Source organism: Streptomyces sp. CBMA29 (assembly GCF_014596445.1).
Classification (GTDB): Bacteria; Actinomycetota; Actinomycetes; order Streptomycetales; family Streptomycetaceae; genus Actinacidiphila.
The window spans coordinates 65,688-82,208 of sequence record NZ_MECL01000196.1; the positions used below are offsets into that span (position 1 = coordinate 65,688).

The 16,521-nt window shown below is 72.7% G+C and carries 13 protein-coding genes; 8 read left to right on the forward strand and 5 right to left on the reverse strand.

Annotation, left to right across the window (positions count from 1 at the left end):
• Positions 1-35 precede the first annotated feature (35 nt).
• Both BGM09_RS26125 and BGM09_RS26130 read right to left on the reverse strand, forming a co-directional pair.
• Positions 36-1,643, reverse strand: coding sequence for an ABC transporter permease (locus BGM09_RS26125; protein ID WP_188284149.1), 1,608 nt, complete (start codon positions 1,641-1,643; stop codon positions 36-38).
• Positions 1,640-2,752, reverse strand: coding sequence for an ABC transporter ATP-binding protein (locus tag BGM09_RS26130; protein WP_188284150.1), 1,113 nt, complete (start codon positions 2,750-2,752; stop codon positions 1,640-1,642). Before BGM09_RS26130 ends, BGM09_RS26125 begins: the two co-directional genes overlap by 4 nt.
• A 101-nt stretch (positions 2,753-2,853) precedes the next feature.
• Between BGM09_RS26130 and BGM09_RS26135 the strand changes: the two genes are divergently transcribed.
• Positions 2,854-3,396 carry a MarR family transcriptional regulator gene (locus BGM09_RS26135; RefSeq protein WP_188284151.1) on the forward strand — a complete coding sequence of 181 codons (543 nt, stop codon included), beginning with the start codon at positions 2,854-2,856 and terminating at the stop codon, positions 3,394-3,396.
• Positions 3,397-3,427: 31 nt separating this feature from the next.
• Here BGM09_RS26135 and BGM09_RS26140 read toward each other — a convergent pair whose 3' ends face one another.
• Positions 3,428-4,264, reverse strand: coding sequence for a diacylglycerol kinase (locus tag BGM09_RS26140; RefSeq protein ID WP_411158371.1), 837 nt, complete (start codon positions 4,262-4,264; stop codon positions 3,428-3,430).
• A gap of 143 nt (positions 4,265-4,407) precedes the next feature.
• Here BGM09_RS26140 and BGM09_RS26145 point away from each other — a divergent pair, with 143 nt between their 5' ends.
• Positions 4,408-5,691 (forward strand): adenylosuccinate synthase, encoded by a 1,284-nt coding sequence (locus BGM09_RS26145; protein WP_188284152.1) that lies wholly within the window; start codon positions 4,408-4,410, stop codon positions 5,689-5,691.
• An 89-nt stretch (positions 5,692-5,780) separates the two neighbouring features.
• Here the strand turns inward: BGM09_RS26145 and BGM09_RS26150 are convergent, their stop codons facing one another.
• Positions 5,781-7,544 carry a serine/threonine-protein kinase gene (locus BGM09_RS26150; protein ID WP_188284153.1) on the reverse strand — a complete coding sequence of 588 codons (1,764 nt, stop codon included), beginning with the start codon at positions 7,542-7,544 and terminating at the stop codon, positions 5,781-5,783.
• Between the two features lie 244 nt (positions 7,545-7,788).
• Here BGM09_RS26150 and BGM09_RS26155 point away from each other — a divergent pair, with 244 nt between their 5' ends.
• Both BGM09_RS26155 and BGM09_RS26160 read left to right on the forward strand, forming a co-directional pair.
• Complete coding sequence (locus tag BGM09_RS26155) at positions 7,789-8,478, forward strand: GntR family transcriptional regulator (RefSeq protein ID WP_188284154.1); 690 nt, start codon at positions 7,789-7,791, stop codon at positions 8,476-8,478.
• A gap of 53 nt (positions 8,479-8,531) precedes the next feature.
• Entirely contained in the window at positions 8,532-9,182 is a 651-nt protein-coding gene (locus BGM09_RS26160; RefSeq protein WP_188284155.1) for a hypothetical protein, read from the forward strand.
• 54 nt (positions 9,183-9,236) lie between these two features.
• Here BGM09_RS26160 and BGM09_RS26165 read toward each other — a convergent pair whose 3' ends face one another.
• Entirely contained in the window at positions 9,237-9,983 is a 747-nt protein-coding gene (locus tag BGM09_RS26165) for an SLATT domain-containing protein (protein ID WP_317452900.1), read from the reverse strand.
• 236 nt (positions 9,984-10,219) lie between these two features.
• Here BGM09_RS26165 and purD point away from each other — a divergent pair, with 236 nt between their 5' ends.
• The 4 genes from purD to BGM09_RS26185 all read left to right on the forward strand — a co-directional run bounded on the left by purD (position 10,220) and on the right by BGM09_RS26185 (position 16,471).
• Positions 10,220-11,467, forward strand: a complete 1,248-nt coding sequence (gene purD, locus BGM09_RS26170) for a phosphoribosylamine--glycine ligase (protein WP_188284157.1) — start codon at positions 10,220-10,222, stop codon at positions 11,465-11,467.
• A 195-nt stretch (positions 11,468-11,662) separates the two neighbouring features.
• Complete coding sequence (locus BGM09_RS26175) at positions 11,663-13,507, forward strand: hypothetical protein (protein WP_188284158.1); 1,845 nt, start codon at positions 11,663-11,665, stop codon at positions 13,505-13,507.
• Between the two features lie 479 nt (positions 13,508-13,986).
• Positions 13,987-15,471, forward strand: coding sequence for a N,N-dimethylformamidase beta subunit family domain-containing protein (locus tag BGM09_RS26180; RefSeq protein ID WP_188284159.1), 1,485 nt, complete (start codon positions 13,987-13,989; stop codon positions 15,469-15,471).
• 97 nt (positions 15,472-15,568) lie between these two features.
• Positions 15,569-16,471 (forward strand): phosphoribosylaminoimidazolesuccinocarboxamide synthase, encoded by a 903-nt coding sequence (locus tag BGM09_RS26185; protein ID WP_188284160.1) that lies wholly within the window; start codon positions 15,569-15,571, stop codon positions 16,469-16,471.
• The last annotated feature ends 50 nt before the right edge of the window (positions 16,472-16,521 follow it).

The window sequence follows — 16,521 nt, forward strand, 5'->3', positions numbered from 1 at the left end:
GCCCGCTGCACGGCCCCGCCGGGATCGCCGCGGGGTCAGCCGGTGACGAGGTCGCGGCGGCGCAGCCCGGCCAGGCCGGCCGCGAGGGTCCCGGCGGCCACGAGTATCAGCCAGGCGTACGGCGTCGCGGTGATCTCGCCGCCGGGCAGCTTCGGCACGTGGGTGAACGGCGACAGGTCGAGCAGCGGCTGCGGCAGCCGCAGCACCGGGCCGAGCTGACCCATCATCACGAAGAGTCCGAGCAGGCCCCAGGCGGCCGTGGACGCCCTCGGCAGCAGGCCGAACAGCAGGGTGCCGAGCCCGACCAGCACCCACACGGCGGGCGCCTGCGCGACGGCCGCCCCGATCAGCCGGGGGACCTGTCCGCCGATGTCGTCCACGGCGCCGCCGTAGGCCAGGCCCATCAGCAGGCCGCCGGTGGCCAGCAGGACGACGGTGCCGAGCAGCGCGTGGACGAGGTGGCTCGCGGCCCAGCGCACCCTGCCGACCGACTGGGCGAGCACGGCCTCCGCGCCCTGCCCGGTCTCCTCGGTGCGCAGCCGCAGCACGCTCTGCACGGCGAAGACGGCGGCCATGATGCCGAGCAGGCCCATCGAGGTGGACAGGAACGCGTCGGTCAGGCCCTGGTGGCCGCCCATCCGCTGGAAGATGTCGTCCACCTGGCCGTTGCCGCCGATCAGGTCCCCGACGGAGTCGGTGACCGAGCCGTAGACCCCGCCCGCGACCGCCAGGCCCGCGGCCCACGCGTACAGGGTGCCGCGCTGCAACCGCCAGGCCAGGGCGAGGGGGCCGTTCAGCGAGGGGGCCGCCCGCGCGGGGCCCGGACGGGCGGGCAGCAGACCGGCCCCGGTGTCCCGCCGGGCGACCAGCGCGTATGCGGCGCCGCAGGTCAGTACGGCGAAGGCGGCGGCGGGCAGCAGGACCCACCACGCCTCGTCGGCGTACGGATGGAGGTGTTCGAGCCAGCCCAGCGGCGAGATCCACACCAAGGGCGAGGAGGAGTCGCTGGTCGCGGCGTCCCCGGCGGCGCGCAGCAGGAAGGCGGCGCCGAGCACGGCTCCCGCCAGGCCCTTGGCGAGCCGCGCGGTCTCGGTGAGCTGGGCGGTCACTGCGGCGACCCCGGCGAACATCATGCCGCCGATCGCGAGGGCGAGGGCGAGCGCGGCCGAGCCCGTCAGGCTCTGGCCGAGCACGGTCATGCCGCACAGGACGACCAGGGCGATGGCGACGTCGGCGGTCGCGGCGGCCGAGAGGGCGGCGGTGAGCGGAGCCCGGCGGTCGACCATGGTCGCGCCGAGCATTTCCTGGCGGCCGGTCTCCTCTTCCTCACGGGTGTGCCGGACGACGATCAGCATGCTCATCAGCCCGGTGAGGGACGCGCCGAGCACGCCCATCCGCCAGCCGGTGAGCGCGCCGATCGTGTCCCAGTCGTAGAGGGGTCCGAAGAGCGCGCGCAGCGGCGCGCTGGCGTTGGTGCTGCGCGCGAGGTCCGCGCGGTCGGCCTGGCCGCCGTAGAGCGTGCGGAAGGAGGCGGCGGTGCCGACGACGGACGCGGCCAGCACGTACAGCCAGGCCGGGATCATCAGCCGGTCGCGGCGCAGGGCCAGTTGGGTGAGGGCGCCGGTGCCCGCGAAGCCGCTCATCGGGGCGTCGCCTTGCGGGTACCGAGTGCGGGCGCCGTACCGGGTGCGGACGGCGTACCGGGTGCGGACGGCGTACCGGTCGCGGACGGCCTGTCGGGTTCCGACGGCGTATCGGCCGGGCCCTCCGCCGCCGCTGTGCGACCGTCGGCGTCCGGGTCCTCGTAGTGCCTGCGGAACAGCTCCTCCAGGGTGGGCGGGCGGCTGGTGAGGCTGCGGACGCCGGTGTCGGCGAGGGCGCGCAGCAGGGCGTCGAGCTTGCCGGTGTCGGCCTGGAGGGTGACGTGGTGCCCGCTGACGTCCACGTCGTGCACGCCGGGCAGTTCGTCGAGGCCGCGCGGTGGGGCGGCCAGCTCCGCGGTGACGCTGGTGCGGGTCAGATGGCGCAGCTCGCCGAGGGCGCCGGTCTCCACGGTGCGGCCCTGGCGGATGATGCTGACCCGGTCGCAGAGCGCCTCGACCTCGCTGAGGATGTGGCTGGACAGCAGCACGGTCGCCCCGCGGTCCCTGGCCTGCTCCACGCAGCCCTGGAAGACCTCTTCCATCAGCGGGTCGAGTCCCGAGGTCGGCTCGTCCAGGATCAGCAGGTCGGCGTCCGAGGCGAAGGCGGCGACCAAGGCGACCTTCTGCCGGTTGCCCTTGGAGTACGCGCCGCCCTTCTTCGTCGGATCCAGCTCGAACCGGTCGAGCAGTTCCTGTTTCCGGCTCGCGGCACCGCCGTCGCCGGTCTCCCCGCGCCGGCGCAGCCCGCCGCGCCCGCGTCGCCCGCCACGGACAGCGCCGCCCCCGCCCCCGCCGCGCAGTCTGCCGAAGAGGTCGATGATCTCGCCGCCGCTGAGATTGGGCCACAGCGTGACGTCGCCGGGCACGTAGGCGATCCGCCGGTGCAGGGCCACCGCGTCCCGCCACGGGTCGCCGCCGAGCAGCCGGGCCTCGCCGCCGTCGGCTCTGATCAGGCCGAGCAGGACGCGGATCGTGGTGGACTTCCCCGCCCCGTTGGGACCCAGGAAGCCGTGCACCTCGCCGGTGCGGACGGACAGGTCGAGTCCGTCGAGTGCGTGTGTGCGGCCGAAGGTCTTGCGGAGCCCGGCCACCGTGATTGCGTCCGTCATGTTTCTGAAGCTACAGTACATTCAGAAATTTGTGAAGATGACGAAGAGGATAAACTTCACTCAGCGTGACCCGGTCGGATCGGACGAGGGAGGCGGCGGCCATGGCGGACCCGCGGGACGACGAGGAATCTGCGGAAGGCCCGGCGGAAGGCCCGGCGGAAGGCTTCGCCGAAGCACCTGCGGAGGAGCCCGCGCAGGTGCTGACCTTCATCGAGCGCTTCGCCGCCGAGATGGTCGAGGCCGGAATGCAGCGGATGGCCGCCCGGGTCTTCTCCGCGCTGCTCGTGTCCGAGAACGGCGCGCTCAGCTCCGCCGAGCTGAGCGAAAGGCTCCAGGTCAGCCCGGCCGCGGTCTCCGGCGCCGTGCGCTACCTCGCCCAGGTCGGCATGGTGCACCGCGAGCGCGACCCCGGCTCGCGCCGCGAGCTGTACCGGGTGCACCACGACCAGTGGTACGAGACGTTCACCAGCCGCAGCGGCGTGCTCGCCCGCTGGGAGAACACCTTGCGCACCGGAATAGACACCGTCGGCGAGGAGACGGACGCCGGTCAGCGGCTCGCCGAGACCGCCGCCTTCTTCGAGTTCCTGCAAGGGGAGCTCGGCGGGATGATGGACCGCTGGCGGGAGCACAAGGCCACGATGTGACGCGCGGCCCGCTGAAACGCTCCTGCCGCCCTCAGCGCGGCACCGTCAGCCGCCACGCCGACCGCTCCACCGTCCACGTACGGCTGCGCACCGGCCCGGTGACGGCGGAATCCGCGCGGTAGCGGAAGTCCCGGCCCGAGACGGTGATGGTCCGCGCCTGCGCGCGTACGTGCTCCGCGCCCTCCGTACGGCGGACGAACACCTCCGCCACGCCCGACGGCGAGGTGCGGACCGAGATCTCCTGCACCGGCTGGTCCAGATCGGCCAGCAGTACGCCGTCGGCCTCCACGCGCAGCCGTTGCCGCGGCTGCTGGCCGTTGACCGGGATCGGCGCGGTGAGGGTGCGGACCAGGGAGCGGGCGGTCTTCTCGACCGGCGTCCACCAGTGCGCGGCGGTCTGCGAGACCGGGGTGCCGCACGGGATGCTCAGCGTGCCCAGCACGATCCCGCCGCTCTCGTCGACCAGCAGGTCGAGCTCCCGCTCGACGCCGTCGAGCACCGCCCGCGCCGCCGCGAGCACCTGGCCAGGCACACCGAGGCCGCGGGCCAGCGCGGACCGCGGCCCGATCGGCACCAGCGCGACCGGCGCCTCCCCGAGCGTGCGGTCGCGGTGCAGCGCGCGCACCATCCGCAGCAGCGCCGCGTCGTCGCCGAGCACCACAGGGTGACGGCGACCGCGGTGCGCCAGCGCGCGCTCCGCCTCCTCCGCGGAATCCGGGACGCAAACTTTTACGGAGGACGCGCCCCCGCACAGGACATCTTTGGCGATCCGCACGGATTCGCCGTCGACCGCGCGTGCCGCGGGGTCGATGACCAGGAGCAGGGGGTGCCCCCGGTCGGAGTCCGGGGGAGGATGCCCAGGAGACACGGCCGACACCTTGGTCCTTCCTCAGGTAAAATCTCGGTGCAAGAGCCCCTTGCGCCTTTGCGTCAGGGGCTTCGTCTATTCCGGGGCAGGTTCGACGGCTCTCTGCACGTTGGACATGCCCCGCCCGGAAGGGGTGTACGCCTGTGCCCGCACTTGTGCTGCTCGGTGCTCAGTGGGGTGACGAGGGCAAGGGGAAGGCCACCGACCTGCTCGGTGGCTCCGTGGACTATGTGGTGCGATACCAGGGCGGCAACAACGCCGGCCACACGGTCGTCGTCGGCGACCAGAAGTACGCACTGCATCTCCTCCCCTCCGGAATCCTGTCACCGGGGTGCACCCCGGTCATCGGGAACGGCGTCGTCGTCGACCCGGCGGTCCTGCTCTCCGAGCTGAGCGGGCTGAACGAGCGCGGTGTCGACACGTCCAAGCTCCTGATCAGCGGTAACGCGCACCTGATCACGCCGTATCACCAGACCATCGACAAGGTGACGGAGCGGTTCCTCGGCAACCGCAAGATCGGCACCACAGGGCGCGGCATCGGCCCGGCCTACGCCGACAAGATCAACCGGGTGGGCATCCGCATCCAGGACCTGTTCGACGAATCGATCCTCCACCAGAAGGTCGACGCGGCGCTCAGCGAGAAGAACCAGGTCCTGGTCAAGCTCTTCAACCGGCGCGCGATCAGCACCGACCAGGTCGTCGAGGAGTACCTCGGCTACGCGGAGCAGATCAGGAGCTACGTCGCCGACACGACCCTGATCCTCAACAACGCGCTCGACGAGGGCAAGGTCGTCCTGATGGAGGGCGGCCAGGGCACGCTCCTCGACGTCGACCACGGCACATACCCCTTCGTCACCTCGTCCAACCCGACGTCCGGCGGCGCCTGCACCGGCAGCGGTATCGGCCCGACGAAGATCAGCCGGGTGATCGGCATCCTCAAGGCCTACACAACGCGTGTGGGCTCAGGACCGTTCCCCACCGAGCTGTTCGACGCGGACGGCGAGCGACTGCGCACGGTCGGCCACGAGTTCGGCGTCACCACCGGGCGCAACCGGCGCTGCGGCTGGTTCGACGCGGTCATCGCCCGTTACGCGACCCGGGTCAACGGCCTCACCGACTTCTTCCTCACCAAGCTGGACATCCTCACCGGCTGGGAGCAGATCCCGGTCTGCGTCGCCTACGAGATCGACGGCCGCCGGGTCGAGGAACTGCCCTACAGCCAGTCCGACTTCCACCACGCCAAGCCGGTCTACGAGTACCTGCCCGGCTGGACGGAGGACATCAGCAAGGCCAAGTCGCTCTCCGACCTGCCGAAGAACGCGCAGGCATATGTGAAGGCGCTGGAGGAGATGTCGGGCGCTCCGATCTCCGCGATCGGCGTCGGCCCCGGCCGTACCGAGACGATCGAGATCAACTCGTTCCTCTAGAACGGCCCCAGACCGCAGGCCCCGGCTCCGGCTCCATAGGTAAGCCCCGCTCACCCAGGTGAGCGGGGCTTACCTGGGTCCGGACGCGGTCAGTTGTCGACCTTGGCGTACGTCAGCGGCGCCTTGCTCGTGTCGAGGTTGTCGCGGCGCAGATGTGTGTCGTCCACCAGGGTGAGCGTGGTGCCGTCGCCGGGGCTGCACGAGGACGCGGGCGTCCCCGTCACCACCTGCGACGGGCTCAACTCGACCGGGGGGCCGACCGACACGACGTGCATGGACCAGAAGCAGGCGTAGGAGGCGCTGTCGCCCGACAGCTCCACGGAGCCGTCCGCCTTCACCGTCAGCGTCCGGGTGTTGTCGCCCGCGTCGGCACTGGTGAAGGAGGTCCGCCAGGTGCCGACCATGCCGCTGGGCACCGCCGCGTTCGCGGGGTCCGCCTGACCCGGCGACGTCTGCGCGGGACCCGATGTCGGCGGGGACGTCGGACCGGTGGGTGTGCTCACTCCGGGGTCCGGATTCGCCTTGTTCTTCGTGTCCCCCTGGCTCGCGATGTACGCCGTCACGCCGCCCGCGACGACCACCAGGGCGACGATCGCCGCGATCAGCGGCCCGCGCCGCGTCTTGCGCGGCCCGCCCGCGTCCGACCCCGCCGGCTGCGGCTGCGGTCGCGTGTACGTCGGCGGGGGCGGCGTCGGACCGGACGGCATCGGACCGGTCTGCGTAGGACCGGTCTGCGGCGCGTACGAGCCGTAGGTCGGTGAGTACGCGGTCGGCGGCGGTTGCCTGACCGGGGTCGCTCCGTCGGTGCTCGCGCCGGTGCCCGAGAGGTGGCCGGGGTCCGCCCGTGTCGGCGTGGGGGCGCCCGGTCCGCCCGCGGCCACGACCCCCACGTCCAGCTCTGTCGGCGTGGGGGACTCCGCCGCCGCCTCCACCTCCAGCAGCCGCACCGCGCGCCGTCCGAGCTGCGCCACGATCGCGCCGGACAGCCACGGCTCGGCGCTCGAGTCCTGCGCCGCGCTGTCGTCGCTCCCGCCGTCCGCCTCGCCCAGCCGCTCCAGCACCTGCGTCAGCGTGGGCCGCTCCTCAGGCTCCTTCACCAGGCAGGCGGCCACCAACTCGCGCAGCCCGTCGGGCACTTTGACCAGGTCGGGCGGCTCCTGCACGATGCGGAACATCTGGGCGTGCACACCGCTGGCCGCCGCGCCGAACGGCTGGAGACCGGTCGACGCGTAGGCCAGCACCGAGCCCAGGCAGAAGATGTCGCAGGCGGGCGTCACCCGGTCGCCGCGCACCTGCTCGGGCGACATGAAACCGGGGGAGCCCACCATGGCGCCGGTATAGGTGAGCGAGCCGCCGTCGACGACCGTCTCCAGGGCGCGCGCGATCCCGAAGTCGATCACCCGGGGGCCGTCGATGGTGATCATCACGTTCGAGGGTTTGAGATCGCGGTGCACCAGACCGGCGGCGTGGATGTCGCGCAGCGCGTGCGCGAGCCCGGAGGCGAGCACCCGCACCGAACGCTCCGGCAGCGGACCGTACTCCTTGATCACCTGGCTGAGCGACGGCCCCGCCACATAACCGGTCGCCACCCACGGGACCTCGGCCTCGGTGTCGGCGTCCAGCACCGGCGCGGTCCACTTGCCGCCCACCCGGCGCGCGGCCTGCACCTCACGGCGGAAACGGGTGCGGAACTCCTCCTGGGACGCCAGTTCGTCGCGGACCAGCTTCACCGCCACCGTACGGCCGCGCTCGGAACGCGCCAGGTAGACAATGCCCATCCCGCCGACCCCCAGCCTGCCCAGGAGGCGGTACGCGCCGATCCACCGCGGATCGCCGGACCTCAGCTCGTCCATCGTCGCTCTTCCCCGTCCCGCTCCGCACTGTGCGGCTCCGTCCCGGCACCGCGCCGCCGCCCACCCGTACGGCGAAGAATAAGCGTATGAACGCCAGGGGGTCAGAGGTGTCCCCCGTTCCGCTCGCCGCGCATACGCGTACGGGCTTCGCATATCGTGTGCGGCAGTCACCCGCGCGTACGAACGTACGAATCACCGGAGTACGTGGGCGCGCGCGACGCACAAGGACGACAAAGGAGACGGCATGCCGGACGGCGGCGGCGTATCGCCTGTGCGGCGCAGCAGTCTGCGCCAGCAGATCGCCGACGCCCTGCGCGACGAGGTGCTGACCGGACGGCTCCAGGCCGGCCGCCACTTCACCGTCAAGGAGATCGCCGAGCTGTACGGCGTCTCCGCGACCCCCGTCCGCGAGGCCCTGGTCGACCTCGCCGCGCAGGGACTGCTCGAAGTCGAGCAGCACCGCGGCTTCCAGGTCCGCCGATTCACCGCGCAGGACTTCCACACCCTCACCGAAGCGCGGCTCTTCGTCGTCGAGGCGTCCTTCCGGCGGATGGCCGAGGTCGGTATGGGTGACGTGCCGCCCGACGCCATCGCGTCCGTACGGCGCCGCGCCGAAGCCGCCGCCCGCGCCGCCCGCTCCGGTGTCCTCGACATCCTCATCGGCTGCGACCTGCGCTTCTGGCGCGAGCTGACCGCCCTCGGCGGCAACCCGCACATCTGCGAATTCCTCGACCGCATGCGCACCCAGACCTGGATCTACGCCGTCCCCCACCTGCGCGCCCTGCACGACACCGCCGGGGTCTGCTGGTCCGACCACGTCGCGCTCGTGGACGCCGTCGCCGCCCGAGACACCGCGACCGCCCGGCAGCTCACCCTGGAGCACAGCGACCACACCGGCGCCCTCATCGAAAAGCTCGTCCCCGCCCGGCCATGACGTGACCGGCGCGGGCGTTTTAGGCTGTACGCCCCCGACCGGATGGAGTGTTCGTGGCCTGCGACTTGTGGCTGGTGCCCCTCGTGGACGTGCTCTGCCACAGCCCGGAAAACCCCTTCTCCGAGGAACTCGCCCGATACGACAAGGCATTGAACGACGCAGGACAGCCGCCCGTCCCCGTCTACAACTACATGCCGGGTCTGTCGGGCGACGTCGGCCCGATCGCGTGCTTCGACTACGACGCCCTGCACTTCCTGCGCCGCGCCTATCTGCTCAGCCTCCAGGGGCTCGAGGTCACTCCGGTCGACGCGCTCGGCGGCGACTACGAACAGCTCCTGGAGATGTTCGAGGCCACCGCCCAGCGGTCGCACCTGGTCTGGCACTACGACCACGCGGGCGCGTACGTCCCCCTCGACTTCCCCCAGCCCGTCGTCAACGACGAACTGCTCGAAGGCGGCGGCCCCCTCGGCTCCAGTCACGGGCTGCTGCGCGAACTCGAATTCGTCGCCCCCGTCATCGGCATCGACCCCGCCAACCCGCCGCTGCCGCCCGCGCCGCCCGAACACCACACCACCCTTGAGGAGCCGGCCGTCTCGCCGGTCGTGGGCAACGGGCCGTTCGCGCGGGAACACCATGTGTGGCTCGGCCTGCACGCGGCGGCGACGCGGAGCCTGGGCCAGGGCTCGATGATCGTCTTCAGCTAATCGCACCGGGCTGCCTCGGGAGCCGCGCCGGGTTACGCCACGAGCCGCCCCCGGCTACCTCGGGCCCTCCGGCGGCCGTTGGCGCGGCATATTGGGACGCGTGCTCGGGTGCGCCAGGCGCGGACCCGGCGACGGCTCCTGGCGGCTCGGCCACCAGGCGGCGGACTGGGTGCGCAGCGGAGCGCCGGAGGTGTGGGCGCCGAATTCGACGATCCAGTCGGACGTCTCCATCCGGACGAGATCGGCGAGGTCGTCGCAGAAGCGGCGCAGGATGGACAGACAGCGCTCGGCGGCCTCGGCGGCGGTGCCCTCGGTGGGGCCGAGAACCTCGCGGACGCTCTCGGAGGCCCAGTCGAAGCGCAGGGACTCCAGGCGGCGCTGGACGGCCTGGGCGGTGGCGACGTCGCGCATCCACCCCGAGGTGAGGCCGAAGAGGCGGTCGGTGCCGAGGCAGACACCCGCCAGGAGCAGCGCGAGATAGCCCCAGCTCGCGCTGGTGTCCGCGGTGCCGGTCAGCTCGACGAGCGGCAGGGCCGCGCCGGCGGTGCCGAAGAGCACGGCGCCCAGACGCAGGGCGCGGGCGCCGCGGCGCTTGCGGATCCGGTCGTCGAGGTACCAGTCGGCGGTGCGCAGGGCGCCCGTCTCGGCCCAGCGGTACAGCTCCGCCAGGCGCTCCGCGGGCTCGCCCCAGTCGCCGAGCGGGAACGGCAGCGCCCGCAGGTCCTCGTGCTGATGGTGCAGCGCCCGCCGCTGAGGCTCGTCCCGAGGCGCTTCCTCGGGAAACATGTCCGGCTGGCTCACTGCACGCTCCCTCGTATGGCCCCAAGGGCCCCTCGTGGACCTCATATGCGGCTTTCGGCGCCGGATGTCCGGCCCGGTGGTGAAGCTCTCTTCTTACCGCCGAACGGCTGAGCGCGGGGTAGCGATCTCCGGATATCCGCCCATACGGGCAGCGTGATCAGGTATAGGCCGATGAATGCGGTCGCTCGAAAGAGTGAGGGCGGCCCGCCGCCCCGCGGCCCACTACCCTGGTGCGCGTGAAGGTCCTTGTCATCGGCGGCGGCGCCCGCGAACACGCCCTGTGCCGCTCCCTCTCGCTCGACCCCGACGTCACCTCGCTGCACTGCGCGCCCGGCAACGCCGGAATCGGCGGGGTCGCCGAGCTGCACCAGGTCGACGCCCTCGACGGCGCGGCCGTCGCAGAACTCGCCGTCTCCCTCGGCGCCGACTTCGTGATCGTGGGGCCCGAGGCCCCGCTGGTCGCCGGGGTCGCCGACGCGGTACGGGCCAGGGGCATCGACTGCTTCGGCCCGACGGCGCGCGCCGCGGAGCTGGAGGGCTCCAAGGCGTTCGCCAAGGATGTGATGGCGGCGGCCGGGGTGCCGACCGCGCGCAGTTACGTCTGTACGACGGCCGACGAGGTCGACGTGGCGCTCGACGCCTTCGGCGCGCCCTATGTCGTCAAGGACGACGGGCTCGCGGCGGGCAAGGGCGTGGTCGTCACCGGCGACCTGGCCACCGCCCGCGCGCACGCGCTGAGCTGCGACCGGGTGGTCATCGAGGAGTTCCTCGACGGCCCCGAGGTGTCGCTGTTCGCGGTCACCGACGGCGAGACGGTCGTACCGCTCCAGCCCGCGCAGGACTTCAAGCGGGCGCTGGACGACGACGAGGGCCCCAACACCGGCGGTATGGGCGCCTATTCGCCGCTGCCGTGGGCCGACCCCAAGCTGGTCGACGAGGTCGAGCGGACCGTGCTCCAGCCGACCGTGGACGAATTGCGCCGCCGCGGCACGCCCTTCGCCGGCCTGCTCTACGCCGGTCTCGCCATCACCTCGCGCGGTGTGCGGGTCATCGAGTTCAACGCGCGCTTCGGCGACCCCGAGACACAGGTCGTACTCGCCCGGCTCAAGACGCCGCTGGCCGGACTGCTGCGGGCCGCGGCCACCGGGCAGCTCGCCGCCTTCCCGCGGCTGCGCTGGAGCGACGGCGCCGCGGTGACCGTGGTCATCGCCTCGTACAACTACCCCGACACCCCGCGCACCGGCGACCCGATCTCCGGGCTCGCGGACGTCGCGGAGAAGGACGAGCACGCGTACGTACTGCACGCGGGCACCCGGGAGGACGACGGGCGGATCGTCAGCGCAGGCGGCCGGGTGCTGTCGGTCACCGCGACCGGTTCCGACCTCGCCAAGGCCCGTGACCGGGCCTATCGCGCGGTCGACCGGATCGGTCTCGACGGTGGACACCACCGTACGGACATCGCCGCGAAAGCGGCCGGTCTCTGACCAAAGCCACTCCAAGGAGTGATGACTCGGCCATAAGGCTGACTCCTTCCCGGCGCCGAACTATGGTGCCCCGAAAGCGCACTGCGGGACATTGCGGCAATCAGCCGTACGGCCATTGCGATGTCCGTGGGCGGTGCGACAGTGGGGGGAGGCCGCCATCGGGGCGGTCACCACAGCGCAGGGGGTGAGTCGCCGATGGCCGGAGAAGCAGGTGAGGCGGTCGCGCGCTCCCGTGCCCTGGCGGTGCTGCGGGTCCGGGGCGCCGCGCTCGGCGCGGCCCTGCTGCCCGCCGCCGTCGCCGTCGTCCTGCACGCGGGCGGCGCGACCGGCCGGATCGGCTCGCGCTGGGACGGTGTGCGCTGGGGGATGACCGGTGGCGCGCTGGTGGTGCTGCTGGTCGCGGCGGCCGTCGCGGCGGTGATCGTCCGGGCCAGGCCCGCGGTCAGTCCCGCGGTGCCGGTGGCCGAGAGCGCCGCGCCCGACCTCTACCGGATGGTCCGCGACCTGGCGGAGCGGATGGAGGTGCCCGCGCCGTCGGCGATAGAGCTGACGCCGGACTGCGACAGCTGGCTGGAGGAGCGCAGGGCCGACCGGCCCGCGGGCCGCAAGGCCAGGAAAGCCAGGAAAGCCATGAAGGCCGCCGGGGAAGAGGGCGGGCGGACCGCGCCCGTGCTGGTGATCGGCTCGCCCTTCATGTGGTGGATGCGGATCGCGGAGCTGCGCGCGCTGCTCGCGCCCGTGGTGGCGGGCACAGGACCCGCCGCCGATCCGGAGATAGCGGCCGCCCGGCGCTTCGTGCGCGGTCTTGACGCGGCGGCCGCAGTCGCCGCGCACGGCCGCGAGGGCAATGTGCTGCTGCGACCGGTGTTCGGCGTCCTCGGCTGGACGGTCCGGCTGCTGCTGAACGGCTGTGGCGTCCATGTCGCCGAGATGGAGCGGGGCGTCGCCGCCTCCGCCTCCGAGCGCGCGCAGGCCGTCGACTACGGGCTGCGGATCGTTGCCCAGGAACAGGTGGGCCTGGCCTACGCGGGCTGGGACCGGCTGCTCACCCGTGTTGCGCTGCCCGCCTGGCGGATGGGCCGCTGGCCGTCCCGGCTGGACGCCGGGGTGGTCGCCGCGCTCACCGAGCTGTCCCGGCGCGACCGGCTCGCCGACGGCTTCGAGACCCGGCTGGGCGAACGCCCGGCCTGCGATCTCCTGGAGGAGCCCGGCGCGATGGACGAGGCCGTCTCGCTGCTGGCCGCCCGGCTCTTCCACGCGGGACCGCAGCGGCCCGGCCCCGACTGGGCGCCGGTGAGCTGGAACGGCTATCCGGACGAGGTCGTCGACCGCATCTGGCGCACCGAGGCCGCCCGGTTGATACGCGTCCTGGACGAGGTGCCGCCGCCGGAGCCCGGCATCGCCGCCGCGGCCGAGGAAGAGGACGAGGGACCTGCCGCGATCGGCGGCGGGCGCCGCAGCGGCCTGCTCCTCGGCGACCGAGCCATGACCGGGCCGACCGCCGCAGCCCGCACCTCGGCGGCGGAACGGGCCGCCGCCGCGCTCGCCGACGAACCGGGCCGCGCCACCCTCACCCGCGTCATCGACCGGCTCTCCCGCGGCGGCAGCGAGGAGCTGGCCGCCAGGATCGGCGCGCTCGCCGCCCGCGACGAGGCGGCCCGGCACGCCGCGACGGCCAAGAACGCCAAGGACACGGGCGGCGGAAACAGGGGTGGAAACGGCGGCGGAAACGGGGGCGGAATCGGCGGCGGTACGGAGGAAACCCCCGTGCCCGTCTCCCCGCTGCTGCCGCCCCGCACCGGCCGTGAGCTGCTGACCGACCACGTCACCGCCGTCGTCTGCTGCGCCGCCGTGGACACCGCGGGCGCCGACGCGGGACTGGACTGGCTGGACGGCCCCACGCTGCTCGTCGGCGGCGCCCGCCGGGCCGATCTGACCTGGCCGGTGCTCCGTCTGGTCGAGAACGGCGACGCGGCACCGCTGCGCTCCTGGCTCAGGGCCGTCGGCGTCCGCCCCGACAAGCCGATCCGGCTGGTGTGATGAACCGACTGACGCGCCGTCATGATCCACCGTCATGATCCACCGGCGTGACGCGCCGTCATGGTCAACCGGTGTGACAAGCGCCACGTCGGCCCCGCGCGAGCGCCGCGCGGGGGCGGTGCGTTTCGGCCATGACCGCACAGCGCCCGGCACCACTTCGCACACCGCCGCACAGCACGCCACACGGCGCGGAACCCGCCCGGCTTCTGGCCCGTACCGCCCGCTTCCGACCGCTCGGAGCGCGCGACGCGACTGCTTGACCTCGGTCATGTGACGTTCACCACACGCCGGTTGACCGAATCTGCTTCACTCGTCGCCCGATCCGTTCCGATAATTCACCACGAACGGTAACCGGTGCGGTGCTTTCTGTGATGTGCTGGGTGAGTGCGCCGCACTATTGCACCGCACGGGTGAACCACGGGTGGAGCGGGGAACCGCGGGAGAGAGCGCGGCCGGGGATCGGTGAGGGAGGGGCTTCGATGAGTACGGACCAGATCCGGCGGTGGGAGTCCGGAGCGCATGCCCACGGGGTCTCCGACCCCTTCGGCCAGGGCCCGCTGCCCTGGCTGCGCGGCGCCTCCCAGTACCTGGACGACGACGGCCAGGTCGTCCCCTGGTACGTCGACCTGGCCGTGAGCAGCGGCGACGCCGCGCACCGCCCGCGCTTCCCCGGACCGCGTACCGCCGACGACGTACGCCGTCAGATCAAGGGCTTCGCCTCCGCGGGGTCCGTCGTGCCCGGCGAGGCCATCGACTTCCGGATCACCGTGGACCCGCCGCAGGAGTTCACGGTCGACGTCTACCGGATCGGCCACTACGGCGGCGACGGCGCCGCGAAGATGTCCGCGAGCCCCCGGCTGTCCGGCATCGTCCAGCCCGCGCCGCTGGCCGCCGGAAGGACGGTTTCCTGCCACCACTGGTGGCAGTCCTGGCGGTTGCAGATCCCCACGTACTGGAACACCGGCGCGTATGTGGCCGTCCTCACCACCGCCGACGGCTACCGCAGCCACGTCCCCTTCACCGTCCGCGCCACCCACGAGGCGGACCTGCTCCTGCTGATGCCCGACGTGACATGGCAGGCGTACAACCTCTACCCCGAGGACGGCAGGACCGGCGCCAGCCTGTACCACGCGTGGGACGAGAAGGGGCGGCTCCTCGGCGAGGAACAGGCCGCCGCCACCGTCTCCTTCGACCGCCCCTACGCGGGCGCCGGCCTCCCGCTGCACATCGGCCACGCCTACGACTTCGTACGCTTCGCCGAGCGCTACGGCTACGACCTCGCGTACGCCGACGCCCGCGACCTGCACGCGGGCCGTATCGACCCCACCCGCTACCGCGGCCTGGTCTTCCCCGGCCACGACGAGTACTGGTCCAAGCCGATGCGCCGGGCCGCCGAGACCGCGCGTGACGCGGGCACCTCGCTGGTCTTCCTGTCGGCCAACACCATGTACTGGCAGGTCGAGTTGGCCGCCTCGCCCGCCGGAGACGCGGACCGGCTGCTGAGCTGCCGCAAGCGCCGCGGCGACAACAAGGGCCGCACCGCGCTCTGGCGCGACCTGGGCGAGCCCGAACAGCTCGTGCTCGGCGTGCAGTACGCGGGCCGCGTCCCGCAGCCGTCGCCGCTCGTCGTCCGCAACGCCGAGCACTGGCTGTGGGAGGCCACCGGCGCCACCGAGGGCGACGAGATCGACGGCCTGGTCGCGGGCGAGGCCGACCGCTACTACCCGCGCGCCCCGCTGCCCGAGAGCGTCGAGCGCATCCTGCTGGCCCACTCGCCGTACGAGTCGACCGACGGCCGCCGCTGCCACCAGGAGACCTCGCTCCACCAGGCCCCCAGCGGCGCGTACGTCTTCGCCTCCGGCACCTTCGCCTGGTCCCCGGCGCTCGACCGCCCCGGCCATGTCGACCCGCGCGTCCAGCGCGCCACCGCCAACCTCCTCGACCGGATCTGCAAGCACGACTGAGGGCCCGACAAGGGCCCTTCCGGCCCACCCCCGCGCACCCCACGTGTCCCGATAAGCGAGAATCGGGAGCTGAACCGCCGAGTGGGGAGGACGACCCGTGTCCGGATTCGTCGAGAAACCCGAGCCTGTCCAGGTGCCGGGACTGGTACATCTGCACACCGGCAAGGTGCGCGATCTGTACCAGAACGCGCAGGGCGACCTGGTGATGGTCGCCAGCGACCGCACCTCCGTCTACGACTGGGTGCTGCCCACCGAGATCCCCGACAAGGGCCGGATCCTCACGCAGCTCTCGCTGTGGTGGTTCGACCTGCTCGCCGACATCGTGCCCCACCACGTGATCTCCACCGAGCTGCCCGAGGGCGCCCCCGCGCAGTGGGCGGGCCGCACCATGGTGTGCCGTTCGCTGCGCATGGTGCCGGTCGAGTGCGTCGCACGCGGCTATCTGACCGGCTCAGGGCTGGTCGAGTACAACCGCGACCGTACGGTGTGCGGCCTCGCGCTCCCCGAGGGCCTGGTGGACGGCTCCGAGCTGCCCGCGCCGATCTTCACCCCCGCCACCAAGGCCGAGGTCGGCGAGCACGACGAGAACGTGTCGTACGAGGAGGTCGCCCGCGAGGTCGGCGCGGAGACCGCGACGCAGCTCCGGCAGACCACGCTGGCCGTCTACGGCAGGGCCCGCGACATCGCGCGCGAGCGGGGCATCATCCTGGCCGACACGAAGTTCGAGTTCGGTTACGACGAACAGGGCACGCTGGTCATCGCCGACGAGGTGCTGACCCCCGACTCGTCCCGCTTCTGGCCGGCCGACCTGTGGGAGCCGGGCCACGCGCAGCCGTCCTTCGACAAGCAGTTCGTCCGGGACCACCTGACCGACCCGGCGCTGGGCTGGGACCGCAACGGCGAGGAGCCGCCGCCCGGCCTGCCCGCCGAGGTCGTCGAGCAGTCCCGCGCCCGCTACGTGGAGGCGTACGAGCGCCTCACCGGCACCGCCTGGGCGTGACGGGCCGGGCGGACGCCTGGGTACGACGAAGGCCCCGGTCGTGGTGACCG

Coding starts and splice junctions, on each gene's coding strand:
- BGM09_RS26130 (WP_188284150.1), bottom strand. CDS start 2,752: ATGACGGACGCAATCACGGTGGCCGGGCTCCGCAAGACCTTCGGCCGC.
- BGM09_RS26180 (WP_188284159.1), top strand. CDS start 13,987: ATGAGTACGGACCAGATCCGGCGGTGGGAGTCCGGAGCGCATGCCCAC.
- BGM09_RS26150 (WP_188284153.1), bottom strand. CDS start 7,544: ATGGACGAGCTGAGGTCCGGCGATCCGCGGTGGATCGGCGCGTACCGC.
- BGM09_RS26125 (WP_188284149.1), bottom strand. CDS start 1,643: ATGAGCGGCTTCGCGGGCACCGGCGCCCTCACCCAACTGGCCCTGCGC.
- BGM09_RS26135 (WP_188284151.1), top strand. CDS start 2,854: ATGGCGGACCCGCGGGACGACGAGGAATCTGCGGAAGGCCCGGCGGAA.
- BGM09_RS26155 (WP_188284154.1), top strand. CDS start 7,789: ATGCCGGACGGCGGCGGCGTATCGCCTGTGCGGCGCAGCAGTCTGCGC.
- BGM09_RS26175 (WP_188284158.1), top strand. CDS start 11,663: ATGGCCGGAGAAGCAGGTGAGGCGGTCGCGCGCTCCCGTGCCCTGGCG.